We start from the raw sequence: 25,001 nt of genomic DNA on the forward strand, positions 1-25,001 counted from the left end.
AATCTATCGTTCGGTCGCTAAATTCTTGATATATCCCTTCGCTTCCCCGATAGTAAATCCTATATCTACACCCTCGTTATATCCGGCTGCGACTCCCGCATTGTAAATTTGGGTTTCATCAATTTCGTCGAGTATTGCAATCTCATCCTCCCAAAAAGAATTTTTAGGATGAACAAATTCATCATCTCTTTGTAATACCTCATGTCTCAACTCAGCGTCAGTTAACTCTGAAAAAGGTAGTTGTGGTATTTCAACTGCATCAGATATATTTTTAACGGTGAATGGAGTAGAATTATGGCCGATATAGAATAAATTTCTCAACCAATCTAAGATTCTATTTTTTATTGTTCGACAATCCAAATCATTTTTTAAGTTATTAGGGCATTGTTCTGTGAATTCAAAGAAAACATGAGGCCCACTTTCATCCAATTCAAATTCTTTACCTAAAGGAACTTGGCAATATAAGGTGAAAAGATCATTTCCATTGCTATGGCGATAATTCACCGAATAAATCATTTCCAGTTTATCATCACTATTAAGCTTAAACTCCATTGAGATATTGTTCTCATGTTTTAAGCAAAAATAATGTGTGTCACTGCGTACCAGCATAACATCTGCCATGGATGAGTTACTGATTAAATTAAGTAAATTGACTCTTCTTTCACTTTCCCCCAAGGTGTTTGGAGGTGCTAACCAGCCATTCTTAACTAACTGACCTATCGCTTCCCCCGTATTATCATGACCAGCTACATTATAACCATTAATGTAGAACTGAGCTTTATCCTGTGTAACTCCTCTGTCTGTGTATGCAAGCATCATGTTGTTTAATTCTGTATAAGGTATTTTGTAAGATATTATACTCATCATTCCTCTTGTCTATGTTTATATAAAACCAAGGTTATATATCAATAAAATATCAAACTAATTTTGAATTATCTTTTGAATTTACACTTATTATTTTCGTTTTTGAAAAAAATTAATTATTCAACTAAGGTTATAAACTATATTATCAGGAAATTTAATTTGAATGTCATACTAATTTTTTATACAGTCTTAAATAATATGTTGTGTTGTTAAAACACAACATCAGGTACACCCCACACATAAAATGAGATTAATTAATGTCGAGAAATAAAAAGAAAACATCCGCGTCGGTCGCGGCACAGGCAGCAAGAATACTAAAAGATCCTAATGCTTCTCCCCTCGAAAAGAGTTTGGCGGGATCAGCACTCTCTCAGACCAATACGGATAATCAGACGGGCGTTCATATGGAAGATGTCGCGGCACAAGTGCTGGCAAATCCCGAGTCCAGTGAAAAAGCCAAAACACTGGCAGGGTCTGTGCTTGCCCAAGCAAATAAAAAACGCTAATTACGCAAAAAGCCCCGGTTCAGGGGCTTTTCTTTAATAAATAGCAGTAATCACTTAGTCGGCAGTTTAATATCTTTAAACATCGCTTCGATATCTTCATTTGAGCGCAAGGCAACTGCTTTATCTACTACATCGCGCGTCAAGTGAGGCGCAAAACGTAAAATAAAGTCATACATATAACTGCGCAGGAAGGTACTACGGCGGAAACCAATTTTAGTGGTGCTGTAAGTAAAGATATCACGCGCATCCACGGTCACCAGATCAGGATCTTGAATCGGATCAACCGCCATGCTGGCGATAACGCCGACACCCAGCCCTAATCTCACATACGTTTTAATCACATCCGCATCGGTGGCGGTAAAGACAATACGCGGAGTCAAACCCGCACGGTTAAACGCGGTATCCAGTTCAGAGCGGCCGGTAAAACCAAAGGTGTAGGTCACAATAGGATAAGCGGCTAATTCTTCAATGCTGACATGGGCTTTCCCCGCCAATGGGTGATCGGGCTTCACTACCACCGCGCGATTCCAGTGGTAGCACGGCAACATAATCAGATCGTCATACAAATGTAGCGCTTCTGTCGCAATAGCAAAGTCAGCACTGCCCTTGGAAACCGCTTCTGCTATTTGTGTCGGCGAACCTTGGTGCATATGCAGTGACACGCGAGGATAGCGCTCAATAAAGCCCTTAATCACATTCGGCAATGCATAACGCGCTTGAGTATGGGTCGTCGCCACATACAAAGACCCTTTATCGGGATAAGTATGTTCACCAGCAACCGCTTTAATGGCATCAACTTTTGATAATACTTCACGGGCAATACGGATGATTTCCAGCCCTGCGGGGGTCACCTGCGTGAGATGTTTACCACTGCGAGCAAAAATCTGGATACCCAGCTCATCTTCCAACATGCGGACCTGTTTACTGATCCCAGGTTGCGAGGTGTACAGGCCTTCAGCGGTGGACGATACGTTAAGGTTATGATTAACCACCTCAACAATATAACGGAGCTGCTGCAATTTCATATCTATACCATCCTAGGTTAAACACTGTGGGAGACCCACAGTTTGGTATATCGGAATCACCCGGTATGCCGAGAAGTTATTAACTGAAACCCATAACTGCATGATGCCAAAGTGGTCAATATCGATCTTATAATAACATTAGGTGATAAAAAAACATTTTATATAACTATCATATCATTTCATTGGCAGCTATATGTAGCATAAAAATAAACGTAATTTTGGTGAATGCAGACAGTCGCTAAAGATTGATAACTTCAACTGATTACCTGAGACTATAAAACACTCAGATAAATTAGCCCAATAAAAAACCAGCCATAAAGGCTGGTTTAAGCTGGTTTCTTAACTATCTACCCCAGTGCATCCACTATTTTTTAGCTTCAACCCATTTGCCATCAATATAAAAAGCAGACCAACCGGTCGCTTTGCCCTCTTTCTCTGAGGAAACATATTGTTGCTTGGTTTTGCGGCTAAAGCGAACCAGAGTCTTATTACCTTCATTATCCGTCACTGGCGCATCAGCCAGGTAACGTAATTTTTCCGGTAAACGATCCTTGAAACGCACCAACTCTTCGACCAAAGGCGCACGTGTTTCACGCGATTTCGGGAATGTATTGGCCGCCAGGAAAACACCAGCAGCGCCATCGCGTAACACGAAATAGGCGTCTGACTTTTCACAAGGCAATTCTGGCAACGGTACCGGATCCTCTTTCGGCGGTGCAACTTCACCACTACGCAAGATTTTACGCGTATTTTTGCACTCATCATTGGTACAGCCCATGTACTTACCAAAACGCCCCATTTTCAGATGCATTTCAGAACCACATTTCTCGCACTCAACAATTGGGCCTTCATACCCTTTGATGCGGAACTCGCCTTCTTCAATCTCATAACCATCACATGCCGGGTTATTACCACAAACATGTAACTTACGTTGGTTATCAATTAGATAACTATCCATTGCCGTGCCACACTTCTGACAACGACGTTTGGCGCGTAATGCATTAGTTTCTGCATCATCGCCTTCCAGGATATTAAGGATTTCAGCTTCCGGCACCAGATTGATGGTGGTTTTGCAGCGCTCTTTCGGCGGCAATGCATAGCCAGAACAACCGAGGAATACCCCAGTACTTGCAGTACGAATCCCCATCTGACGACCACAGGTTGGGCAATCGATGCTGGTCATGACCATTTGATTCGGGCGCATACCGCCCTCTTCAGGATCTTTTTCAGCCTTTTCAAGCTGCTCACTGAACTCAGCAAAGAAGCCGTCCAGCACAGCCTTCCACTCAGCCTGATCATTAGCAACCTGGTCCAGGCCACTTTCCATACGCGCGGTAAAGTCGTAATTCATCAACTCGCGGAAGTTTTCCTCCAGACGGTCAGTGACGATCTCACCCATTTTCTCGGCATAGAAACGGCGGTTCTCTACCCGGACATAACCACGATCCTGGATAGTCGAGATAATCGACGCATAGGTAGACGGGCGGCCAATTCCCCGTTTTTCCAGCTCTTTTACCAATGACGCTTCGCTGTAACGCGCCGGCGGTTTGGTGAAGTGCTGGCTTGGGATCAGTTTTTGCAAATCCAACTCACTACCCACTTCGATCACTGGCAAGGTTCTGTCTTCATCGCCTTTGCGCAATGCTGGCATCACCTTGGTCCAACCATCAAAGCGCAAAGTACGACCTTTAGCTCGCAGTTGGAAATCGCCAGCCTGTACCGTCAGCGTGGTAGAGTCATACTTGGCCGGCGTCATCTGGCAAGCCACAAACTGACGCCAAATCAGCTGATAAAGCTTCTGGGCGTCAGCTTCCATATCTTTTAGCTGCTCAGCCAGAACATTCACATCAGACGGACGAATGGCTTCATGCGCTTCTTGTGAATTCTCTTTGCTGCTGTATTGATTCGGTGCAGATGGCAAGTATTTATCGCCAAAATTATCACCAATATAACCGCGCACCATAGTCAGAGCATCCTGACTTAAGTTGGTGGAGTCAGTACGCATATAGGTGATATGCCCAGCTTCATACAAGCGCTGTGCCATCATCATGGTTTTCTTCACACCAAAGCTCAGGCGGGTACTGGCAGCCTGCTGCAAGGTGGAAGTAATAAATGGTGCGCCGGGCTTGCTGCTGGTCGGTTTATCTTCGCGATCCAGCACTTTATAACGGGCGTTTTCCAGCAGTTTAAGCGCGGCGTGGGTCTGCTCACGATTGACGGGTTTAAACGGCTTATTGTGGGCATGGGTGACTTCCATTTGAATAGGAACTTCACCTTTTGCCAGCAAATCGGCATGTAATTCCCAATACTCTTCAGGAACGAATGCTTTAATATCCCGCTCACGTTCAACCACTAAACGTACCGCGACCGATTGTACGCGCCCAGCGGACAGGCCACGTGCAATCTTTTTCCACAATAGTGGAGAAACCATATAACCCACAACCCGGTCCATAAAGCGACGGGCTTGCTGGGCATTCACCCGGTTGATATTCAATTCACCCGGTTGATTAAATGCCTGTTGGATAGCATTTTTCGTGATTTCGTTAAACACCACTCGACTAAAACGCTTATCGTCACCACCAATTACTTCCCGCAAATGCCAGGCAATTGCCTCTCCTTCGCGGTCAAGGTCGGTTGCGAGATAGATGTGATCAGCGTTTTCGGCTAATGCTTTCAGCTCGGCAACCACTTTTTCTTTACCGGGCAAAATTTCATACTGCGCTTTCCAGCCATGATAAGGATCGACGCCCATGCGATTAACTAATGCAACCTTTTCATCTTTCTTTACTTTAGTTTTGGGCTTGTCGGCTTTCTTGGCTTTATCTTCAGTTGAGTTAGCGCTCTTCTTACTGGCTGAGCCACTGGTCGGCAAATCACGAATGTGACCGACGCTGGACTTAACCACGTAGTTATTCCCTAAGTATTTATTAATAGTTTTGGCTTTTGCCGGGGACTCAACTATTACGAGAGCTTTACCCATAATTACCTTTACCTAAATTATTTCTTCTAAAAGAAGGTTTTTATCTTGCCGTACCGCGGCATTCTGAATCTCTTTTTTATATTGCGGTACTTTTTCAGGAGATCAACCTGTTTTTTTGATCGGAGCCATAAAAGCGCTTTTCGAAACTCAGTTGACGATCTGTCAAAATCTTTGTCTGCGCCCAGTGTAACAGCAGCGAATTCTGCCTCATGGCGTCAACAAAACCTTCCACCTAATAGTATAAAATCCCACACTGTACCTGATAAAAAGCGACACGCAACCTAATTAGCTCGGAATCTGAATTTATCCAATTGTGATGACAAACCCATCAGTAGCTCGAATAAACCTTAGTCGGTTTGCGAACAAATGCTAACCCGCAGTAGAATAGGTAAGAGAAATTACCTTGTTCTGAGGAAATATGATTGTTGTGAGGAGATATAATGTTTGGAAACACAGCACCGATTGAACGTAATAAATTATTGGCAGAGGCCAATGAGATTATTCGTCAACATGAAGATTATCTGCACGGAATGGAAGCGACTGAAGTTGAGCAAAAAGGGGCTGTTTTGGTATTTCGCGGGGAATTTTTCCTTGATGAAGAAGGCTTGCCTACAGCAAAAACCACTGCCGTATTTAATATGTTTAAACATCTCGCGCATGTTTTATCGGCTAAATATCATTTAATCGATTAATTGCAGATGACGCCTTTTGCTGCTTCCTCCTTAGCCGCTGAACCAAAATAACAGGGGGCCAAGCCCCCTGCTTTTATCTCACCGAATCCACTTCACGTCAGGTTATAACAGTGGTTTTTCACCACGTTGCCACCAACGTAATAATAGACGATCTACACTTTCCGCTGCACTGCCTGTAAAGCGATCCATCAGACGTTTACGACGGGAATAACGCACACCAATAACTTCATGATTATCCATCTCAGCTATCAGTAAGTCATCGCTAGTACCAATGGCATCCACCAGCCCTTTCTCTTTAGCTTGAGTGCCAAACCAATGTTCGCCAGTGGCAACAGCATCGATATCCAAAGACGGCCGCTGTTGATGGACGAACTGTTTGAACAGCAGGTGCGTTTCATTGAGGTCTTCGCGGAATTTTTCGCGACCTTGCTCGGTATTTTCGCCAAACAAGGTAAGGGTTCGCTTAAATTCACCTGCGGTATGCAGTTCTACGTCAATATCGTTCTTTTTAAGTAAACGATGGAAGTTGGGTATTTGGGCCACAACACCAATAGAACCAATAATAGCAAAAGGTGCACTAATGATACGGTCTGCCACACAAGCCATCATGTACCCGCCACTGGCTGCGACTTTATCCACAGCAACAGTCAGACGTATACCTTTATGACGCAAACGTTCCAATTGCGACGCCGCCAAACCATAACCGTGAACAACGCCACCTGGACTTTCCAGGCGAAGTAGCACTTCATCTTGTGCAGTTGCCACTGCCAGCACCGCAGAAATCTCTTCGCGTAATGAAGCCACTTCATGGGCATCAATACTGCCTTTGAAGTCAATGACATATAAACAGGGTTTTACTGCCGCCACCGCACCAGATTTGGCGCGCTGTTTCTTCAGTTTTTCGTCAGCCTTTTGCTGCTTTTTGAATTCTTTACTCCAGGCTTTTTGCTCCGCATGACTCATGCGCGCCAGGCGCATTTCACGCTGCATTTCCTTATATTGCTCACCGAGGGGGACCAAATTGAGTTCTCCCCGTAACCCTTGTTTCCTCATTCCTTGGCTGACAACCAATAATACAACCGCGCCAATGGCGACCACGATGGTCACTACTTTAGCGAGAAACAGTCCGTACAGAGAAAATAACTCCACAAATACCGCCTTTATTCATCTGCTATTAAAGAGATACCTGCATTCTAGCGAACCCGTAGGCCGACGTCTTGCGCAAATGAAAAATTGCATTGGTTTCGCTTAAATATAAGAATGTAAGAGATATCGCGGCGCGCAAAAAACAAATTTACGCCGCTTGCAAGAGGAATAATTATGCATTACCAACCTAAACACGACCTACTCGATAATCGCACTATTTTAGTGACGGGTGCAGGTGATGGCATTGGCCGCGAAGCGGCTTTGACTTATGCTCATTTTGGTGCGCGCTTGATTCTCGTCGGCCGAACCCTACACAAACTTGTTGCGGTGCAGCAACAGATTGCCAAGGCCACGGGTCAGAAGGCTATTGTTTGGGAACTGGATTTGCTACATGCAACAGCGCAAGATTGCCAACAACTGGCGGATGCGCTCAGTCAGCAAATTTCGCATCTGGATGGTGTATTGCATAATGCCGGTTTATTGGGTGAGATTGTGCCGATGGCAGAGCAAGATATCACCGTCTGGCAGGATGTGATGCAAGTGAATGTCAATGCAACTTTTATGCTAACTCAAGCATTATTGCCATTGCTGCTGAAGTCACCGAGTGCCTCTTTGGTATTCACCAGTTCCAGCGTTGGCCGTCAGGGGCGCTCAGGATGGGGGGCTTATGCCGTGTCAAAATTTGCCACCGAAGGCATGATGCAGGTACTTGCTGAAGAATATAAGCAGAGTAATCTGAGGGTTAATTGTATCAACCCTGGGGGCACGCGGACTCAGATGCGCGCCAGTGCTTTCCCGGATGAAGATGCCAACAAGTTAAAAACACCGGCCGATATTATGCCGCTTTATCTCTACCTGATGGGCGACGATAGCCGCAGAAAGACCGGTATCAGCTTCGATGCACAACCTGGCCGTAAACCCGGCCCCGCAGAATAAAGGAATGTTTCATGTCTGAAGAACGCCACCAGCAGCGCCAACAAAAAATAAAAGAAAAGGTTGAATCACGGGTTGCAGCAGCGCAAGAAACTCGCGGTATCTTGATTGTTTTTACCGGCAATGGCAAAGGCAAAACTACCGCTGCATTTGGTACTGTAACCCGCGCTGTTGGCCACGGACTGAAAGCGGGGGTGATACAGTTCATTAAAGGTGAATGGCCGAACGGCGAGAAAAATCTGTTGCAACAACATGGTGTTGAGTTTCAGGTTATGGCAACTGGCTTCACCTGGAATACACAAAATAGAGAAACAGATACCGCTGCCTGTCAGGGTGTTTGGCAACATGCGCGGCGTATGTTAGCTGACCCGACCTTAGATTTAGTGGTGTTAGATGAACTGACTTATATGGTCGCTTATGACTACTTATCACTGGATGAGGTTGTTGACGCGCTAAGACAGCGCCCTGCCCATCAAACGGTGATAATTACTGGCCGTGGTTGCCATCGGGATCTATTGGAGATGGCAGATACTGTCAGTGAATTACGCCCGGTTAAACATGCTTTTGATGCCGGTATTAAGGCACAACAAGGTATCGACTGGTAATTTTCAGCCCTATCTTTGACCAATAACATGCCGCAGAGGTAAAGTCTGCGGCATTAGCGCCTTCTATATAAAGCAATCAACGCCAAACATAATTCGCCAATATCGGCTAATTCGATTTTTTAAACTACTTTTCAAGCGGGATCATCGGAATGTTTGACGGAGTCAATGTCCCAATGGCGGGGGTTAGAGTCCCCATCCCCGGTATGACTTGAACCACTGATTGAGAGTGAGTACCGCCACAAGCATAAGTCACAGTGGAAAACCCGGTTCCGACAACAAATAAAACAGCCATGCTGGTAGCTAACAGAGATCTTTTCATGTTAATGCTCCTTAGATTTCAAATCCGATGGGGAGTATCCCCAAGAGCACTTTAGCCACTTAAAATAGCTTGAGACCAGAGGTAACTCACTGTGGTTGACAGTTTGTATATGCTAAAAAATCAATTCTTATAGAATATTTATACTATAAAAAGAAATTACGGCAGTTTTTTATACTTTGAAGTAAAATACGAAATATCTGAAGAAGAGGAAATGGGATTGGGATTGGGAATTCTTAGAGTGAATAATGGGAAGAAAATGATTTCTTCCCATAAATAACCTGGCTTATCCGCGCTTATTAGATCCACGACGCCCAGTAGCAGCTGCCGGAGCTGCGTTACCTACGTTTTGGCGGGTAGAACCTTTACGGGCTGAGCCTTGACGTCCAGCAACCTGTCGGCCAGCAACTTCAGTATGGCGCTTAACCGCACGACGAATCTGATTAGCTTTGACCCGACGTCGGTCTTTCTCAACGGGCAATTTACTGACAGTTTCAGAATCCAACTCCACGAGTTCACGTAAGTAGTTGGTCGCTTTCAGATCTAATTCAGTCCAACCGCCACGAGGCAAGCCTTTTGGCAGATTGATGTCACCATAGCGAACACGAATCAGGCGGCTAACTTGCACACCAACAGCTTCCCACAAGCGGCGAACTTCGCGGTTACGCCCTTCGGTCAACGTGACGTTATACCACTGGTTAATCCCTTCCCCGCCCTGGAAACTAATGGTGCGGAATGCCGCTGGGCCATCTTCCAGTTGAACACCGCGGCTCAGTTGTTTGATTTTTTCGTCATCAATTTGACCAAACACACGCACCGCATATTCGCGTTCAACTTCACGGCTAGGGTGCATCAGGCGGTTAGCCAATTCACCATCAGTGGTGAACAACAATAAACCTGAGGTATTAACGTCCAGGCGGCCGACCGCAACCCAACGTGAACCGCGCAGTTTTGGCAGACGGTCAAATACCGTTGGGCGGCCTTCAGGGTCATTACGGGTACAGAGCTCACCTTCCGGCTTGTAATACGCCAAAACACGACACACCGCTTCTTCAGATTCTTTAATCGAAAGAAGATGGCCGTCCAGACGAATTTTAGTCGCCTGAGTCACCTCAACACGATCACCTAGCTTTGATATTTTACCATCAACGCTGACACGGCCCTGCTGAATGATGGCTTCGATTTCCCGACGAGAGCCATGACCCGCTCGTGCCAAGATTTTCTGTAATTTCTCACCCACAACTTTATCGCCCTGTGGTTTAGGGCTTTGTGGCTTTGAGTTTGGTAAATTTTGGTCTTCTGACTTCTCGCTCATTGAGCAACCTCTAATGTCGCCTTCACAGGCGTCGCGTTATATATTGTAATCAATAAGTTAAGCTCACAATCAAGCGGAACTCACTGATTGTAATACATTTTAGAACACAGCGTGGCGCGTAAAAAGTGACGCAAACGCCTCAACACGCTGGTTCGTGACCGGACATATTACACTATTTTCACAGTCAGGGATTCAAAAAGACTCGGATGTCACTAACAATGACTTATCGCCAATCCATTTAACGGAATGGCGTTGCATCCCCTGCACCTTCACGGATAACTTCCGGGGAGGAATCAGTCAGGTCAATAACCGTAGTCGGCTGTTGGCCCAGTGAGCCGCCGTGAATAATTAAATCCACTTGTTTGCCCAAGTGCTCTTTGATCTCTTCTGGATCCGACTCAGCAAAATCATTGCCCGGCAACATCAATGTGGTCGACATCAGCGGCTCGCCTAATACATCCAACAGCGCCAGCGCAATAGGATTAGACGGTACACGCAAACCAATCGTTTTACGTTTGTCATTCATCAAACGCCGCGGCACTTCTTTGGTCGCTTTCAATATAAAGGTGTAGTTGCCGGGAGTGTTGTTCTTGATAAGTCGAAACGCCGGATTATCAACATAGGCGTAAGTTGATAGTTCTGATAGATCACGGCAGACCAATGTGAAGTTATGATTACCATCCAACTGGCGAATACGACAAATACGTTCCATTGCCGTTTTATCTTCTAAGCGGCAACCAAGGGCATAACCCGAATCTGTCGGATAGACAACCACCCCTCCCTTACGTAAAACATCCACACTTTGGTTGATTAACCGTGGCTGAGGGTTTTCTGGGTGAATATAGAAAAATTGACTCATGACTCTACCTAATCATTAAATGTATGAATTAGCTGGACTGACTCTCTATCGGCCAATCGCGCCATACCGGTTCCACCCCAGCGGGCAACCACAATTTGCGGCCCAACTCAATCCAGGAGCAAGGTTGATGGAAATCAGACCCTTGGGATGCAAGTAAATTATAGTCGCGCGCATACTGGGCAAGTTGTGCCCGTTCATGGGGGGCTTGCTGGCACTGGGCAACTTCCATGGCATCACCACCATGCTCAGCGAAATGTGCTAATAACCGCTTTAACCATTTCGCCGTTAAATCATAACGCCCAGGGTGCGCCAGCACGGCTTGCCCACCTGATTGCTTAATAGCATCAATAGCTTGTTCTATTGTACACCATTGAGCGGGAACATAACCGGTCTTGCCTTTGGCCAAATACTTTTTGAAAACCTGGCCGACGTTACTGGCTAGCCCTAACTCCACCAGATAACGGGCAAAATGGCCTCGCGTCACCTGGCCACCTTCTGCCAACCGATTAGCCCCTTCCCAGGCATCAGGAATACGTGCTTTCGCCAGTCGGGCACTGATTTCTTGCGCCCGGCTATAACGATGCTCGGACTGTTGGCTTAATAACTGGCAGATGCTGGGATGTTGGATATCCATGCCCAATCCGACAATATGGATTTCATGGTTTTCCCATAATGTGGAAATCTCGACACCGGGAATAAGCCGGATTGGCAGCTGCTGCTGCTCAATAGTCGCAGCGGCTTCAGCTAACCCTGCGGTGGTATCGTGATCAGTAATCGCTAACACACCTACGCGCATTTGCGCCGCCCTGATCACCAACGCCGCGGGGCTCAGCGAACCATCCGACGCGGTGGTATGACTATGTAGGTCATAGAGAGTAAAGGCCGTTGATGTCACAACATCAGTTAAATCAGCCGAGTTAGGTGATGTGGTGTTATCAGACAACACGGATTTATTAGACAAAACTGATTTATTAGACAAAATAAAAGTCCGGAAAAAGCGTGGCTAACTATCATACTCGCTAATGTGACATTAACGTTAATCAATCTTGTTTGGCGTCCAACTCATTCAGGAAAATGTTACGGCTAAAAGAGTTGGTTAAAAACAATCATTCAGGGGTTGACATTCACCCCACGAACCAGTTAACTAGTACACAAGTTCACGAGATACCAAGATGCTGCTCAGGAACGTCGGGCAACACCGTTTGTGAAGTAACACCATGAAAGCAATCATAGAGAGTGACTGATAATGAAAACTTCCCTAATTTCCTTACTGCGTTGGTGGCACATCTCCCTCTCTCGGGCGGTGTAATCGCGCATATCAGTCATCAGACAGTGCAGATTGCTTCAGCCCGCTTATAGCGGGCTTTTTTATGGATAGATTTCGGCATATACCTTTTTTCAGGAACCACAAACGATGCAAACCTCGCGCCCCACTTTACAGTTACTGACCACCACGGCGTGTTACCGTGATGACCCAACCGCGCTGTTCCATCAGCTTTGCGGCGCGCGACCAGCAACATTACTGCTTGAGTCAGCGGAAGTGACCAGCAAGCAGAACCTGAAAAGTCTGCTCATTATCGACAGTGCGCTGCGTATCACCGCTCTGGGGCAGAAGGTGACAATTGAAGCACTGACACGCAATGGTGCGGCGTTATTACCCTTGCTGGACGCAGCATTGCCAGCGCAAGTTGAGATCCAAGTCCGTCCTAATGGCCGCGAGCTAGCATTTCCCATAATTACTGATGTGCAGGATGAAGACTCCCGCTTACAAGCGCTATCCGTTTTCGATGCTTTGCGTCTGTTGCTGAAACTGGTCGATACCCCGCAGGCAGAGCGAGAAGCGATGTTTTTGGGTGGCTTGTTTGCCTACGATTTAGTCGCCGGTTTTGAAAACTTGCCGCAGTTGCGCCAAGACCAACGTTGCCCTGACTTCTGCTTCTATTTAGCTGAAACCTTGTTGGTGTTAGATCATCAACATCGCTCAACAACATTACAAGCCAGCCTGTTCACCCCGGATAATAGCGAGCACCAGCGCTTGACGGCGCGTTTAGAACAGCTAGCCCACCAATTGCAACAAGCGCCGCAGGCCATTCCTGCCAAGTCAGTACCAGAGATGGCGTTACAGTGTAACCAATCAGATGAAGAATACGGTGCCGTTGTCAGCGAGTTACAGCAGGCAATCCGCGAAGGTGAGATTTTCCAGGTCGTCCCTTCTCGCCGTTTCTCACTGCCTTGCCCGTCGCCACTGGCGGCGTATCAAACACTGAAAGACAGCAATCCAAGCCCGTATATGTTTTTCATGCAGGATAACGAATTCTCTTTGTTCGGTGCCTCACCTGAAAGCGCACTGAAATATGATGCGACCAATCGTCAAATTGAAATTTACCCGATTGCCGGGACTCGCCCACGCGGCCGCCGCGCTAGTGGAGAACTGGACCGCGATTTGGACAGTCGCATTGAACTGGAAATGCGTACCGACCATAAAGAATTGGCGGAACACTTGATGCTGGTGGATTTGGCCCGTAATGACCTGGCGCGTATCTGTGAACCGGGTAGCCGTTATGTGGCTGATTTAACCAAAGTCGACCGTTATTCCTTTGTTATGCATCTGGTTTCTCGCGTAGTGGGCACGTTGCGCCACGATTTGGATGTGCTGCATGCCTATCAGGCCTGCATGAACATGGGGACATTAAGCGGTGCGCCAAAAGTTCGGGCGATGCAATTAATCGCCGCCAGTGAGGGGGCGCGTCGCGGCAGTTACGGCGGTGCTGTCGGCTATTTTACCGCTCATGGTGATTTGGATACCTGCATTGTTATTCGCTCGGCTTATGTCGAGGACGGCATCGCCACAGTACAAGCCGGTGCCGGTGTGGTGCTGGATTCAGTCCCACAGGCGGAAGCCGATGAAACCCGCAATAAAGCCCGCGCGGTGTTACGCGCCATCGCCACCGCACACCACGCCAGGGAGGTGTTTTAATGGAAAATAATCTAATGGCCGATATCTTGCTGCTCGATAATATCGACTCCTTTACCTACAACCTGGTTGATCAACTGCGCTCCAGTGGCCATCGCGTAGTGATATACCGCAACCAAATTGCGGCTGACACCATTATTGAGCGTTTGCAACAATTCGAACAACCGGTGTTGATGCTATCACCTGGCCCCGGCACCCCAGCGCAGGCTGGCTGTATGCCTGAGTTGTTACAGCGTTTACGCGGCCAGCTACCGATTATCGGCATTTGCCTTGGCCATCAAGCCATTGTCGAAACCTATGGCGGCCATGTTGGTCAGGCTGGCGAAATATTACATGGTAAAGCTTCTGCCATTGAACACGACGGACACGGCATGTTTGCAGGAATGCCTAATCCTTTACCGGTTGCCCGCTACCACTCATTGGTCGGCAGTAATATCCCAACAGAACTCACTGTTAACGCCCGTTTTGGCGAGATGGTCATGGCGGTTCGTCATGATGTCCATCGGGTTTGTGGCTACCAATTCCACCCAGAATCGATTTTAACCACCCAGGGTGCTCGTTTGCTTGAGCAAACCTTAGCCTGGGCGCTATCCCCTTCGCGCGTATAACCGCAACAGTTTTAGCTGTGACTCCAGGCTATTTGGGGATGAAAATTTAAGGAATTGATGATGCACAATCTATTACCAAAAGAATTGTTATTAGAAAAACTGTTTCGGGCCGAGTCGATGACTCAGGCAGAAAGCCAACTGCTATTTGCCGCGATTGTCCGGGGTGAACTGGAAGCCAGCCAATTGGCTGCGGCATTGATCAGCATGAAAGTACGCGGCGAAACACCCGCCGAGATTGCCGGCGCAGCACAAGCCTTATTAGCTGATGCTCAACCCTTCCCGCGCCCCGATTACCTGTTTGCCGATATTGTCGGCACCGGTGGCGACGGCACCAACAGCATTAACATCTCCACGGCCAGCGCGTTTGTTGCCGCCAGTTGTGGCGTGAAAGTGGCCAAACACGGTAATCGCAGTGTGTCCAGCCGTTCCGGCTCGTCAGACTTGCTAGCCGCCTTTGGCATTCGTCTGGACATGAGCGCCGAGCAGTCACGTCTGGCATTGGATGAGTTAGGTGTTTGTTTCTTGTTTGCGCCGCAGTATCACACCGGTTTTCGCCATGCGATGCCTGTTCGCCAACAACTCAAAACCCGTACTTTGTTTAATGTGTTAGGGCCATTGATTAACCCTGCCCGCCCACCCTTAGCGCTGATTGGTGTTTATAGCCCTGAATTGGTGTTGCCGATTGCTAAAACTCTTAAAGTACTGGGTTATCAACGCGCGGCGGTGGTGCATGGCGGCGGAATGGACGAAGTGGCGATCCATGCGCCAACTCAGGTCGCAGAACTGAATAACGGCAGTATCGAAAGCTACGAATTAGCACCGGAAGATTTTGGCTTAAACCGCTTTGAGCTTGGCTCGTTACAGGGCGGCGCACCTGAAGAAAACCGTGACATTTTAGCACGGTTGTTACAAGGTAAGGGTGAGGCAGCGCATGCCGCAGCAGTCGCGGCTAATGTCGCATTATTGCTGAAATTACATGGGCAGGAAAACCTGCGCCATAACGCACAACAAGCATTGGAAATGATTCACAGCGGTCAGCCTTTTGAACGTGTTACCGCTCTGGCAGCAAGAGGATAAATCATGCAGGAAACCGTACTTCACCAAATAGTGCGCGATAAGGAAATCTGGGTTGCCGCGCGGAAATTACAACAGCCTCTGGCCAGTTTCCAAAATGACATTACCTTGAGTCAGCGCGACTTTTATCAGGCGCTACAGGGCAACAAAACGGTGTTTATTCTGGAGTGCAAGAAAGCATCGCCGTCCAAAGGCGTTATTCGCGATAATTTTAATCCAGCAGAGATTGCTGCTGTTTATAAGAATTATGCCTCGGCTATCTCGGTACTGACGGATGAAAAATACTTTCAGGGCAATTTTGACTTTTTGCCACAAGTCAGCGCGGCGGTAACTCAACCCGTATTGTGTAAAGATTTTATTATTGATGCTTACCAAATTCAGCTGGCGCGTTTTTATCAGGCTGACGCTATTTTGCTGATGCTATCTGTGCTTGATGATGAGACTTACCGCCAACTGGCCGCCGTGGCTCATAGCCTGAACATGGGGGTGTTGACCGAGGCAAGCAACGCCGAGGAACTGGATCGCGCTATTGCATTAGAGGCAAAAGTCGTTGGTATCAATAACCGTGACTTACGTGATTTGTCTATCGACCTTAATCGCACTCGCGAACTGGCACCGCGCCTGCCCGAGGGCGTGACGGTTATCAGCGAATCAGGTATCAATAACTACCGGCAGGTACGCGAACTCAGCCACTTTGCCAACGGTTTCCTCATTGGCAGCGCATTGATGTCTGAGGCTGACCTGAATGCTGCGGTGCGCCGCGTGCTATTGGGTGAAAATAAGGTATGCGGTCTGACCCGCGCCCAAGATGCCGCTGCCGCTTACCAGGCCGGGGCAGTCTATGGTGGTTTGATTTTTGTCGGCAACTCGCCACGTTATGTGGATATTGCGCAGGCCCGCACCGTTATCAGTGGTGCACCGCTGAAATATGTTGGCGTATTCCGTGATGCAAAAGTCGAAACCATACAACAAACTGCTGAACGGCTGTCGCTAAGCGCCGTGCAGTTACATGGGCATGAAGATCAAAGCTATATCAACCAACTGCGCGAAGTATTGCCTGCCAGTTGCCAAATTTGGAAGGCATTGAGTGTCACTGACACCGTGCCAGCTCGTCGCCTACAGCATGTTGAACGCTATGTTTTGGATAATGGCAACGGCGGCACCGGCCAGAGTTTTGACTGGTCATTATTAGCCAGTCAGCCATTGGATAATGTCCTGCTGGCAGGTGGGCTTGGGGCTGATAACTGTAGTGCTGCGGCCCAACTGGGTTGCGCGGGTCTGGATCTCAATTCCGGTGTCGAAAGCACCCCCGGAGTGAAAGATCCCCAAAAGATTGCCGCCGTGTTCCAGACATTACGCGCTTATTAAATCAACGACTAACGGATAGAAAAATGACCACATTGAATCCCTATTTTGGCGAATTCGGGGGAATGTATGTCCCCCAGATTCTGATGCCAGCATTGAAACAACTGGAAGAAGCTTTTGTTAGTGCACAACTGGATCCTGAATTTCAGGCGCAATTTCAGGATTTGTTAAAGAACTATGCCGGGCGTCCAACCGCCCTGACCTTGTGTCAAAATCTGACCGAGGGAACTAAAACCAAGTTATATCTGAAACGAGAAGACCTGTTACACGGTGGCGCGCACAAAACTAATCAGGTTTTAGGCCAGGCTTTATTAGCCAAACGCATGGGTAAAACAGAAATCATTGCTGAAACTGGTGCGGGTCAGCATGGTGTAGCTTCAGCATTAGCCTGTGCCTTATTGGGCTTAAAATGTCGCATCTATATGGGTGCCAAAGACATTGAGCGCCAGTCGCCAAACGTTTTCCGTATGCGCCTGATGGGGGCTGAAGTTATCCCAGTTCACAGCGGTTCATCAACGCTGAAAGATGCGTGTAATGAAGCACTGCGTGACTGGTCTGGCAGCTACGAAACCGCCCACTATATGCTGGGAACTGCCGCAGGCCCGCACCCTTACCCCACTATTGTGCGTGAATTCCAGCGTATGATTGGCGAAGAAACCAAAGCGCAACTGTTGGCCCGAGAAGGCCGCCTGCCCGATGCGGTACTGGCATGCATCGGTGGCGGTTCTAACGCCATTGGCATGTTTGCTGATTTTATCGATGAGCCGGGTGTAGGGCTGATTGGCGTGGAACCGGCTGGGTTGGGTATCGAAACCGGTCAACATGGTGCTCCGCTGAAACACGGTAAAGTCGGCATCTACTTCGGTATGAAATCACCGATGATGCAAACCAGTGATGGTCAAATTGAAGAATCTTACTCAATTTCTGCCGGTTTAGACTTCCCATCTGTCGGGCCACAACATGCTTATTTGAATAGCATCGGGCGCGCTGATTATGTGTCAGTGACTGATGACGAAGCTCTAGATGCGTTTAAAGCGCTGTCATGCAAAGAAGGGATTATCCCGGCGTTGGAGTCTTCCCATGCCTTGGCCCATGCCCTGAAAATGATTAAAGCAGAGCCGGAAAAAGAACAGATATTAGTGGTGAATTTGTCCGGGCGGGGTGATAAAGATATTTTCACCGTTCACGATATTCTGAAAGCGCGGGGAGAAATTTAATGGAGCGTTATCAACAGCTTTTCAAACAGTTGGCTACCAAAAAAGAAGGCGCATTTGTTCCTTTCGTGCAACTCGGCGACCCGACACCGGCTCTCTCCTTAGAAATTATCGACACCTTGATTGCCGCAGGTGCAGATGCCTTGGAGTTGGGCATTCCTTTCTCTGATCCATTGGCTGATGGCCCGACGATTCAAAACGCCGCGCTACGTGCTTTCGCCGCCGGGGTTACCCCAGGTATCTGTTTTGAGATGCTGGCAGAAATCCGTAAAAAGCACCCTACCATTCCCATTGGGTTGCTGATGTATGCGAATCTGGTATTCCATAACGGAATAGATACTTTCTACCAGCGCTGCGCTGATGTCGGTGTTGACTCGGTGCTGATTGCTGATGTGCCATTTGAAGAGTCACTGCCGTTCCGCACTGCGGCCTTGCGCCACGGAATTGCGCCGATCTTTATCTGCCCGCCTAATGCCGATGATGATTTATTACGAGAAATAGCCTCTCATGGCCGTGGCTATACCTACCTGCTCTCTCGTGCGGGTGTGACGGGGGCTGAGAATCACGGACAACTGCCATTGAATCATTTGATAGATAAACTGCGTGAATACAATGCGGCTCCAGCTCTACAAGGTTTTGGTATCTCAGAACCTGAGCAGGTAAAAATCAGTCTGGCGGCTGGGGCAGCAGGTGCCATTTCAGGTTCTGCTATTGTAAAAATCATTGAAAACAATGTCTCACAGCCCGCAGAAATGCTCGCGCAATTGGCCAACTTCGTGACCAATATGAAAGCAGCCACCCGCAGCTAGTTTCCCCAGTGCGCCTGATGACACATCAGATTCAGGCGCTATCTTCCTTATTTTCAATACCTTTTTCCCGATCTATCTGCTGAAAATTTGAATTAAAGCCACTATTCAGTAGCAAGTTGAAGATACATTTCAGTAGGTTAAGACCATAGATGATGTGAAAAATCGGAATATCCGTTTTATTTCTAGCCTTATTATTTTATATTATTAAATATAAACTACTGAATCAGTAGTATCAAAATAGTAAGCCTTTTACTTTAAATAACTCGGTAATAGTATTATCTTTACCAATAAAATTCTTATGACTACTAGACATCTGTTTAACTGTCGCATTGAATCTACCTAATAGAGAACTAAGCGAGTTACCCTTAATATTATCCATTGCCATATCACGATCATAAAAATTCACACCATCTTTCCTGGCAACACCATTATGTCTACACATATTAAATTCATCTGTGTTTTTAATAATCGATTTTAATTCATTAACTAATTCTTTCAATTCAAAGTTAGCTATTTCAATATTGTTGATAAAATTATAAAAGTAATACTCTCGCTCATGCGATGGATGCAACCCATAGGTTTTAGTTTTGAATAGAAGTTTACTTACCTCTATATAAACTGAATTTGCATTTTCTGACATGCTACTGCACTCACTTAAAATGCTTTTTAAAGTAAACATTTCTTTTCCAGATACACTTTCTTGTTCAATAACCTTATTAACTATAGTTAATGCCGTATTACATAACGGAACTACCGTTTTTAATCCTTCATGTTTAGGAAAAACATCATTAACCAACTCAATAGCTATCTTGTAACCTTCCTGTGCCGTAAACTGTGCTACGTAGTTTTTAGCCACTAATACTGCAACTACTGTAGCCCCAGCCATTATGATATTACAAAAAGCAGATATCCAATCCGTATAACTACCAGGTTCAAAAGTATTATTGTAGATAGTATAAATGAACTGACCAACTAACACAGCAAACATAACGATAGATAAAGCAATCAATCCTTTCTTTTTCATCTTTTTGTTTTCATAAGATAATTTTGATTTTGCATACTATCCTACCACTACCGAAACGTGCAAGGACATTAGCTTTTAAGCCCCTGTAAGCCCCGTATAGCCACGATTGATTGAAACCTGATAATCACATGGCTACATTATTAACACGCTTAGAATCGTTCCTGCTGTATTTTAGAAGGAAATAGTTATCTTCTGGAATTGGAAAATCGCAGTATCCACTACTATCTATAGTGTAGTTAGCATTAAATCCTTTCTTTTGGATTTTATTCTTAATGTTTGAAGTAGTAGTTACCACTGTCAAAACGCCTATTCTTAGTTGTTCCCTAAATGATTCCATAGTAATATCCTCCGTAATATAAACTCTGGTAAAGTCCTAATAAGAATGAAAAAATTAAAATTTTATCTTTCTCATATACTGTTCTTTTTCTTTGGTGTAATGGTAACAGTAGTTTTGCTATGGGTTCTCTATAAAGATCCAACAAGAATAACTGCACCAGCTTTAGCGGCATTAACTGCTATGTGTACTTTCTTACTTGCTTTATGGTCAGCATTTAAAGTTAATAAATGGTTAAACTCTAAAGTTAATGAAAAAGCATTTAAACGAACAGAAGAATTTTTAGATGAAATGATACATTACAACCTATCTATAGCTAAAATTTACTATATCTGTGACTTATTGAGAAAAGCAAAATTTGAAGAATTCAACGATGATATACATCTCAATAAAGAATTAAATGAATATATAAATGAGTATTTTAATGTAAGCCTTTCAATAAAGGTTTATGAGAATACATTTAAGCATTGGGGTATCAATTTAATCTGTAGGAATCATTTCAATGCAATTGAAAAAAAGATGGATTCAATAGCTCCAAGAATAAGAAGGATAATAATCCTATCTAGCAACATCACTAATAGCAAACATAAAAAAGAAGATTTTCTAATCATACAATTAAGATCTAAAGAAGTAATGTCTTATATAGATAGTTCGTCATTTTTATTAGATAGTTTTACTAAATTAACATACGATCAGATTTTTAATCATGACAAAAAACCTACACCACTCTCAAAAAAGGTTTAGTAGTAATAGCTATCTCTTCTTCAAAAATCCGCATCATTTCACTTAACTGATCTGGTGCGGCTGTTTCTGTGTATCCATCATTCATTTCAGCTTTAGTTAAAAACCTACTGCTAACTCCTACTTAATACGTTCTTCTATACGTACTACTAAGTAATACGCCATATTACCTGTAGATTTAATTATGCCAATAGTAACGTATAAGCCATTATGCCGTATTAGATTTAATATCTGAGAGATAGGTATATCTATAGTATGGATCCTCGTAGTGGCTCTCCTATGCAATATTTATGGATATAAAAAAATCGGATTAATGCCCGAACATATCTATCGATGAAGCGTGATATAATTACTCTGCATATATAAGGATGATGGTGCAATGACGATACAAGGACAATTCGTAGTTAATAATGCCGATTATAGCCCTCTGTCGATTTTTGGCGTAGGAACATTCATGGCATATAGTGGCAAGGCAGATTATCGTAACCATACTGGTTGTGTTGATGTTCCAAATGTTGGCCCTATACCGCAAGGGCGATATCACATTGTTAGCCGCCCAACAGGTGGCTGGAAAGGGGTTATCAGAACAGACCTTCATGATTTCTACTCATGGTTTACGCCAACCCCTGTTTTAAAGGCTGAGTGGTTTGCTCTGTTTCGTGATGATGGCAATGTTAACGATACGACATGGATCAATAGTGTTGAACGTGGAAATTTCCGTTTGCACCCTGCTGGCCCAATGGGGATTTCGTTAGGCTGTATAACATTGCAACACCGATCTGATTTCCTAACAATCCGTCAGGCTTTGCTTTCCACTCGCAAGGAAACATTAGCTAATGGGCTGGTGACATATGGACATATCGAGGTGATTTTAAATGGAACGAAGAAGTGTCCCATTGGGAATTAGAATTTTAATTACAATAGCTTTGTTTGTTTTGTCTTTCATAGTATTAAGACCCTCAACACCAGTTACGCAACGAGAGTATGACTTTTGGAATGCGGCTGCTAACTTTTTTGGCGAATATGATGTTGAAGGTTTTGTTGGTGTCGCACTGCTTATTAGTTGCACTATCATTAGCTTTGTTTGCTACAAAATAGTCATTAGGGTAGCAGAACGTCGAATGAATCGTTGCAGATAATAAAAAAGTGGCTCACTAATGTGAGTCCCTTTTTTGTTTGGGGTGTGTAATTTATAATGTCACGTTGCTCTCCCGCGCGGGGGTGACGGGGGCTGAGAATCACGGACAACTGCCATTGAATCATTTGATAGATAAACTGCGTGAATACAATGCGGCTCCAGCTCTACAAGGTTTTGGTATCTCAGAACCTGAGCAGGTAAAAATCAGTCTGGCGGCTGGGGCAGCAGGTGCCATTTCAGGTTCTGCTATTGTAAAAATCATTGAAAACAATGTCTCACAGCCCGCAGAAATGCTCGCGCAATTGGCCAACTTCGTGACCAATATGAAAGCAGCCACCCGCAGCTAGTTTCCCCAGTGCGCCTGATGACACATCAGATTCAGGCGCTATCTTCCTTATTTTCAATACCTTTCTCCCGATCTATCTGCTGAAAATTTGAATTAAAGCCATTCATAACCAATACTAATAATGTGTAACACACTAAGCATTTCTTTACATTTAGGATGCGGTAGGTGTCAGCGCACCTAAGTGAAATATGCGTTAATAGCACTTTGAACTATTGGTTTATCCAATACGCCCTATAGCATTGATAAACATGGAGAGTCATTTATGAAGATTTTCAAAACCATTTCAGCTTTATGCGTTGCAGTGATTATGGCGATGGCAATATCCGCCTGCGCTCCTACAGCAAAATCAGAAGGAACCGGGGGTTATCTGGATGACACTGTGGTCACGACTAAAGTGAAATCAGCGCTGTTAGGTGAGAAGAATCTAAAATCGACTGAAATCAGTGTTGAGACCTTCAAAGGGCGGGTTCAGTTGAGTGGTTTTGTTAGCTCACGTCAGGATGCTAACCGTGCAGTACAGATTACCCGAAGCGTACCTGGGGTAAAATCTGTGAGTGATCAAATGCTAATTCGGTAATTTTATGCTCGGAGGCGCATTTCTGCGCCTCCTTTGCAGGCCCCCCTGCAATTAAGATATTAGCCAAAGTCATTGGTGTGACAGCAAGGCAGCCAGCAAACGCATCCCGATGAGCTGACTCCAGTCAGTGATTCCGGTAAGTGAGAGCAGCTAACACCGCTGTAACGCCAAGGACGAAGGATAATTAGAAACGATAACCGGCGCCAAACATAAACACCCAAGGATCAAGGCGGGTATGAATACTTTGCTCCTGGCCATTGGCTTTGAATTTCACGTCAGTTTCGATATTCATCCACCAGACAGACATATTCACCATCCAGTTTTCGCTAACCATGTAATCCAGCCCCGCCTGACCCGCCACACCCCAAGAATCTTTTACACTTAAATCCGTCAATCCGGCAGAAGCACCGGTGTTGTTGAATTTCTCATCAAAGAAAGTGGTGTAGTTCAGGCCAATCCCCAAATACGGGCGCAGTTTGTCTTGTTTATCGCGGAAATAATATTGCGCCATCAATGTCGGAGGCAGCTGCTTAACTTCAGCGATGTCACCGGTCGGCCCAAGGCCTATTTTATGACGGAAAGGCGTAGCTGCCAGCAATTCCACCCCAATATTATCGGTAACCAGATAACTGAAAGTCAGGCCCAACTGAGTATTGTTATCTGCTTTGAAGGAACCATAACCTAATACATCATCAGACCCGGCATTGGGTCTGACCGTTGCCGTCCCTGCCCGGAAAATATAATCGCCTGCTTGATGCGCACTTACCGCAGTCGATGCCAGAGTTGCTACGGCTAATATTGCCAAAGTGACTTTTTTCATTATCCATTCCATTTGTAGGTACATTCGCGGACAGAATATACCCACAAATGAGTATTCATGATCCAATCGAGATCACATCTTTAGTAACAATTTAAATAAATCCTAATTTAAGTAGGGTTATTTAATTCCTTAATAATATTGAAATTGATCTGGATCATAAATGGCCGTTTACACCAAATAGTGCTTACGGCCATTGCTGAAAAAGACAACAGTTGTCATGCTGCTATGCTTGGATGTTGTATGTGTGAAATCGTGATCGGTTGGCTGTTTACTTTGTAAGGAGCAGTAGATTCAAGATGAGCGCTGAAATTAATCCGTGTGTCAGTTGTGGTGCCTGCTGTGCCTATTTTCGAGTCTCATTTTATTGGTCGGAGGCCAAAGATGGCGGCGGTACAGTTCCCTCTGCCATGACCGAGCAGGTCACCCCGTTTATTAGCTGCATGTCCGGCACTAATGGCAAATCTTCCCGCTGCATTGCCCTCCAGGGCGAGGTCGGCCAGTCTGTTTCTTGTTCAATCTACGACGACCGCCCACCTCCCTGTCATGAATTTGAGCAGTCAGGAGAAGCTGGTATTCACAATCCCTATTGTGACCGCGCCCGCGCCCATTACGGCTTGCCACCGTTACCTGTTGATAACATCGAGGTAATTAGATTAGAAGAAATCAGCCGTTGGCCAATGACGGGATCCCACAGTGCACCATAACAAGGTATAATCATCGGCTAAGCGCTATTTTT

General features: G+C 45.6%; 25 protein-coding genes, 1 pseudogene and 1 other annotated feature. Of the genes and pseudogenes, 16 read left to right on the forward strand and 10 right to left on the reverse strand.

All coding sequences use genetic code 11. The features are described 5' to 3' along the window. Positions 1 to 3: 3 nt before the first annotated feature. Complete coding sequence (locus QSV56_RS08280; protein ID WP_046050889.1) at positions 4 to 864, reverse strand: hypothetical protein; 861 nt, start codon at positions 862 to 864, stop codon at positions 4 to 6. Between the two features lie 257 nt (positions 865 to 1,121). Between QSV56_RS08280 and QSV56_RS08285 the strand changes: the two genes are divergently transcribed. After that, entirely contained in the window at positions 1,122 to 1,370 is a 249-nt protein-coding gene (locus QSV56_RS08285) for a hypothetical protein (protein WP_019083167.1), read from the forward strand. A gap of 50 nt (positions 1,371 to 1,420) precedes the next feature. Here the strand turns inward: QSV56_RS08285 and cysB are convergent, their stop codons facing one another. Together cysB and topA are read right to left on the reverse strand one after the other, a co-directional pair. Continuing rightward, positions 1,421 to 2,395: an HTH-type transcriptional regulator CysB gene (cysB, locus tag QSV56_RS08290; RefSeq protein ID WP_005165856.1), complete on the reverse strand. Its 975-nt coding sequence runs from the start codon at positions 2,393 to 2,395 to the stop codon at positions 1,421 to 1,423. A 364-nt stretch (positions 2,396 to 2,759) separates the two neighbouring features. Next, entirely contained in the window at positions 2,760 to 5,375 is a 2,616-nt protein-coding gene (gene topA, locus QSV56_RS08295; protein WP_019079493.1) for a type I DNA topoisomerase, read from the reverse strand. A 440-nt stretch (positions 5,376 to 5,815) separates the two neighbouring features. Between topA and QSV56_RS08300 the strand changes: the two genes are divergently transcribed. Beyond that, positions 5,816 to 6,067: a YciN family protein gene (locus QSV56_RS08300; RefSeq protein WP_005165861.1), complete on the forward strand. Its 252-nt coding sequence runs from the start codon at positions 5,816 to 5,818 to the stop codon at positions 6,065 to 6,067. Between the two features lie 102 nt (positions 6,068 to 6,169). Here the strand turns inward: QSV56_RS08300 and sohB are convergent, their stop codons facing one another. Continuing rightward, positions 6,170 to 7,216, reverse strand: coding sequence for a protease SohB (gene sohB / locus QSV56_RS08305; RefSeq protein ID WP_019079494.1), 1,047 nt, complete (start codon positions 7,214 to 7,216; stop codon positions 6,170 to 6,172). Positions 7,217 to 7,387: 171 nt separating this feature from the next. Here sohB and QSV56_RS08310 point away from each other — a divergent pair, with 171 nt between their 5' ends. Both QSV56_RS08310 and cobO read left to right on the forward strand, forming a co-directional pair. Then, on the forward strand, positions 7,388 to 8,149 hold the full coding sequence (locus QSV56_RS08310; protein WP_050321990.1) for a YciK family oxidoreductase: 762 nt from the start codon (positions 7,388 to 7,390) through the stop codon (positions 8,147 to 8,149). Between the two features lie 11 nt (positions 8,150 to 8,160). After that, a complete protein-coding gene (cobO, locus tag QSV56_RS08315) occupies positions 8,161 to 8,751 on the forward strand; it encodes a cob(I)yrinic acid a,c-diamide adenosyltransferase (protein ID WP_050131633.1) in 591 nt (196 codons plus the stop codon). A 124-nt stretch (positions 8,752 to 8,875) separates the two neighbouring features. On the opposite strand, the gene QSV56_RS08320 is transcribed toward cobO, so the two are convergent. The 4 genes from QSV56_RS08320 to QSV56_RS08335 all read right to left on the reverse strand — a co-directional run bounded on the left by QSV56_RS08320 (position 8,876) and on the right by QSV56_RS08335 (position 12,184). Continuing rightward, the gene (locus tag QSV56_RS08320; protein ID WP_046694956.1) at positions 8,876 to 9,070 is read right to left on the reverse strand and encodes a hypothetical protein; all 195 of its coding nucleotides are present in this window, start codon (positions 9,068 to 9,070) and stop codon (positions 8,876 to 8,878) included. A 283-nt stretch (positions 9,071 to 9,353) separates the two neighbouring features. Next, entirely contained in the window at positions 9,354 to 10,382 is a 1,029-nt protein-coding gene (gene rluB / locus QSV56_RS08325) for a 23S rRNA pseudouridine(2605) synthase RluB (protein ID WP_046050888.1), read from the reverse strand. A gap of 238 nt (positions 10,383 to 10,620) precedes the next feature. Continuing rightward, complete coding sequence (locus QSV56_RS08330) at positions 10,621 to 11,241, reverse strand: L-threonylcarbamoyladenylate synthase (protein WP_019079498.1); 621 nt, start codon at positions 11,239 to 11,241, stop codon at positions 10,621 to 10,623. 28 nt (positions 11,242 to 11,269) lie between these two features. Beyond that, entirely contained in the window at positions 11,270 to 12,184 is a 915-nt protein-coding gene (locus QSV56_RS08335; protein ID WP_098057497.1) for a PHP domain-containing protein, read from the reverse strand. A 303-nt stretch (positions 12,185 to 12,487) separates the two neighbouring features. On the opposite strand from QSV56_RS08335, the gene trpL reads away from it, so the two are divergent. The 7 genes from trpL (at position 12,488) to trpA (ending at position 19,285) form a co-directional block, all read left to right on the forward strand. After that, positions 12,488 to 12,550, forward strand: a complete 63-nt coding sequence (gene trpL, locus QSV56_RS08340; RefSeq protein ID WP_061512357.1) for a trp operon leader peptide — start codon at positions 12,488 to 12,490, stop codon at positions 12,548 to 12,550. Continuing rightward, positions 12,512 to 12,613: a sequence feature (Trp leader region), on the forward strand. (Overlaps the previous gene by 39 nt.) 42 nt (positions 12,614 to 12,655) lie before the next feature. Further along, complete coding sequence (locus tag QSV56_RS08345; protein WP_050131639.1) at positions 12,656 to 14,218, forward strand: anthranilate synthase component 1; 1,563 nt, start codon at positions 12,656 to 12,658, stop codon at positions 14,216 to 14,218. A gap of 14 nt (positions 14,219 to 14,232) precedes the next feature. Further along, complete coding sequence (locus QSV56_RS08350; RefSeq protein WP_301211954.1) at positions 14,233 to 14,823, forward strand: gamma-glutamyl-gamma-aminobutyrate hydrolase family protein; 591 nt, start codon at positions 14,233 to 14,235, stop codon at positions 14,821 to 14,823. Between the two features lie 60 nt (positions 14,824 to 14,883). Next, the gene (gene trpD / locus QSV56_RS08355; protein ID WP_019083172.1) at positions 14,884 to 15,900 is read left to right on the forward strand and encodes an anthranilate phosphoribosyltransferase; all 1,017 of its coding nucleotides are present in this window, start codon (positions 14,884 to 14,886) and stop codon (positions 15,898 to 15,900) included. A 3-nt stretch (positions 15,901 to 15,903) separates the two neighbouring features. Continuing rightward, positions 15,904 to 17,265 (forward strand): bifunctional indole-3-glycerol-phosphate synthase TrpC/phosphoribosylanthranilate isomerase TrpF, encoded by a 1,362-nt coding sequence (gene trpCF / locus QSV56_RS08360; protein ID WP_050164538.1) that lies wholly within the window; start codon positions 15,904 to 15,906, stop codon positions 17,263 to 17,265. Between the two features lie 23 nt (positions 17,266 to 17,288). Then, positions 17,289 to 18,479 carry a tryptophan synthase subunit beta gene (trpB, locus tag QSV56_RS08365; RefSeq protein WP_019083174.1) on the forward strand — a complete coding sequence of 397 codons (1,191 nt, stop codon included), beginning with the start codon at positions 17,289 to 17,291 and terminating at the stop codon, positions 18,477 to 18,479. Continuing rightward, a complete protein-coding gene (gene trpA / locus QSV56_RS08370) occupies positions 18,479 to 19,285 on the forward strand; it encodes a tryptophan synthase subunit alpha (RefSeq protein WP_046050885.1) in 807 nt (268 codons plus the stop codon). Before trpB ends, trpA begins: the two co-directional genes overlap by 1 nt. 232 nt (positions 19,286 to 19,517) lie before the next feature. Here the strand turns inward: trpA and QSV56_RS08375 are convergent, their stop codons facing one another. Then, positions 19,518 to 20,309, reverse strand: a complete 792-nt coding sequence (locus tag QSV56_RS08375) for a hypothetical protein (RefSeq protein WP_046050884.1) — start codon at positions 20,307 to 20,309, stop codon at positions 19,518 to 19,520. 382 nt (positions 20,310 to 20,691) lie between these two features. On the opposite strand from QSV56_RS08375, the gene QSV56_RS08380 reads away from it, so the two are divergent. From QSV56_RS08380 to QSV56_RS08395, 4 genes and pseudogenes are all read left to right on the forward strand, one after another. Beyond that, positions 20,692 to 21,387 carry a hypothetical protein gene (locus QSV56_RS08380; protein ID WP_050158843.1) on the forward strand — a complete coding sequence of 232 codons (696 nt, stop codon included), beginning with the start codon at positions 20,692 to 20,694 and terminating at the stop codon, positions 21,385 to 21,387. A gap of 376 nt (positions 21,388 to 21,763) precedes the next feature. Then, positions 21,764 to 22,291 carry a DUF2778 domain-containing protein gene (locus tag QSV56_RS08385; RefSeq protein ID WP_050132371.1) on the forward strand — a complete coding sequence of 176 codons (528 nt, stop codon included), beginning with the start codon at positions 21,764 to 21,766 and terminating at the stop codon, positions 22,289 to 22,291. A gap of 296 nt (positions 22,292 to 22,587) precedes the next feature. Beyond that, positions 22,588 to 22,869: pseudogene (locus QSV56_RS08390) on the forward strand (tryptophan synthase subunit alpha); the annotation flags it as partial. Between the two features lie 261 nt (positions 22,870 to 23,130). After that, positions 23,131 to 23,445: a BON domain-containing protein gene (locus QSV56_RS08395; protein ID WP_005169331.1), complete on the forward strand. Its 315-nt coding sequence runs from the start codon at positions 23,131 to 23,133 to the stop codon at positions 23,443 to 23,445. A gap of 184 nt (positions 23,446 to 23,629) precedes the next feature. On the opposite strand, the gene ompW is transcribed toward QSV56_RS08395, so the two are convergent. Next, complete coding sequence (gene ompW, locus QSV56_RS08400) at positions 23,630 to 24,265, reverse strand: outer membrane protein OmpW (protein ID WP_005164191.1); 636 nt, start codon at positions 24,263 to 24,265, stop codon at positions 23,630 to 23,632. Positions 24,266 to 24,561: 296 nt separating this feature from the next. Here ompW and QSV56_RS08405 point away from each other — a divergent pair, with 296 nt between their 5' ends. Further along, a complete protein-coding gene (locus tag QSV56_RS08405; RefSeq protein ID WP_019079506.1) occupies positions 24,562 to 24,969 on the forward strand; it encodes a YkgJ family cysteine cluster protein in 408 nt (135 codons plus the stop codon). Positions 24,970 to 25,001 lie beyond the last annotated feature (32 nt).

The organism is Yersinia sp. 22-579 (assembly GCF_030433455.1).
In the GTDB taxonomy this organism is placed as follows: domain Bacteria; phylum Pseudomonadota; class Gammaproteobacteria; order Enterobacterales; family Enterobacteriaceae; genus Yersinia; species Yersinia enterocolitica.

Excerpts from the sequence above, each read along its gene's own strand:
- QSV56_RS08280 (WP_046050889.1), bottom strand. The coding sequence starts at position 864 with ATGAGTATAATATCTTACAAAATACCTTATACAGAATTAAACAACATG.
- QSV56_RS08285 (WP_019083167.1), top strand. The coding sequence starts at position 1,122 with ATGTCGAGAAATAAAAAGAAAACATCCGCGTCGGTCGCGGCACAGGCA.
- cysB (WP_005165856.1), bottom strand. The coding sequence starts at position 2,395 with ATGAAATTGCAGCAGCTCCGTTATATTGTTGAGGTGGTTAATCATAAC.
- topA (WP_019079493.1), bottom strand. The coding sequence starts at position 5,375 with ATGGGTAAAGCTCTCGTAATAGTTGAGTCCCCGGCAAAAGCCAAAACT.
- QSV56_RS08300 (WP_005165861.1), top strand. The coding sequence starts at position 5,816 with ATGTTTGGAAACACAGCACCGATTGAACGTAATAAATTATTGGCAGAG.
- QSV56_RS08310 (WP_050321990.1), top strand. The coding sequence starts at position 7,388 with ATGCATTACCAACCTAAACACGACCTACTCGATAATCGCACTATTTTA.
- cobO (WP_050131633.1), top strand. The coding sequence starts at position 8,161 with ATGTCTGAAGAACGCCACCAGCAGCGCCAACAAAAAATAAAAGAAAAG.
- QSV56_RS08320 (WP_046694956.1), bottom strand. The coding sequence starts at position 9,070 with ATGAAAAGATCTCTGTTAGCTACCAGCATGGCTGTTTTATTTGTTGTC.
- rluB (WP_046050888.1), bottom strand. The coding sequence starts at position 10,382 with ATGAGCGAGAAGTCAGAAGACCAAAATTTACCAAACTCAAAGCCACAA.
- QSV56_RS08330 (WP_019079498.1), bottom strand. The coding sequence starts at position 11,241 with ATGAGTCAATTTTTCTATATTCACCCAGAAAACCCTCAGCCACGGTTA.
- QSV56_RS08345 (WP_050131639.1), top strand. The coding sequence starts at position 12,656 with ATGCAAACCTCGCGCCCCACTTTACAGTTACTGACCACCACGGCGTGT.
- QSV56_RS08350 (WP_301211954.1), top strand. The coding sequence starts at position 14,233 with ATGGCCGATATCTTGCTGCTCGATAATATCGACTCCTTTACCTACAAC.
- trpD (WP_019083172.1), top strand. The coding sequence starts at position 14,884 with ATGCACAATCTATTACCAAAAGAATTGTTATTAGAAAAACTGTTTCGG.
- trpCF (WP_050164538.1), top strand. The coding sequence starts at position 15,904 with ATGCAGGAAACCGTACTTCACCAAATAGTGCGCGATAAGGAAATCTGG.
- trpB (WP_019083174.1), top strand. The coding sequence starts at position 17,289 with ATGACCACATTGAATCCCTATTTTGGCGAATTCGGGGGAATGTATGTC.
- trpA (WP_046050885.1), top strand. The coding sequence starts at position 18,479 with ATGGAGCGTTATCAACAGCTTTTCAAACAGTTGGCTACCAAAAAAGAA.
- QSV56_RS08375 (WP_046050884.1), bottom strand. The coding sequence starts at position 20,309 with ATGAAAAAGAAAGGATTGATTGCTTTATCTATCGTTATGTTTGCTGTG.
- QSV56_RS08380 (WP_050158843.1), top strand. The coding sequence starts at position 20,692 with ATGAAAAAATTAAAATTTTATCTTTCTCATATACTGTTCTTTTTCTTT.
- QSV56_RS08385 (WP_050132371.1), top strand. The coding sequence starts at position 21,764 with ATGACGATACAAGGACAATTCGTAGTTAATAATGCCGATTATAGCCCT.
- QSV56_RS08395 (WP_005169331.1), top strand. The coding sequence starts at position 23,131 with ATGAAGATTTTCAAAACCATTTCAGCTTTATGCGTTGCAGTGATTATG.
- ompW (WP_005164191.1), bottom strand. The coding sequence starts at position 24,265 with ATGAAAAAAGTCACTTTGGCAATATTAGCCGTAGCAACTCTGGCATCG.
- QSV56_RS08405 (WP_019079506.1), top strand. The coding sequence starts at position 24,562 with ATGAGCGCTGAAATTAATCCGTGTGTCAGTTGTGGTGCCTGCTGTGCC.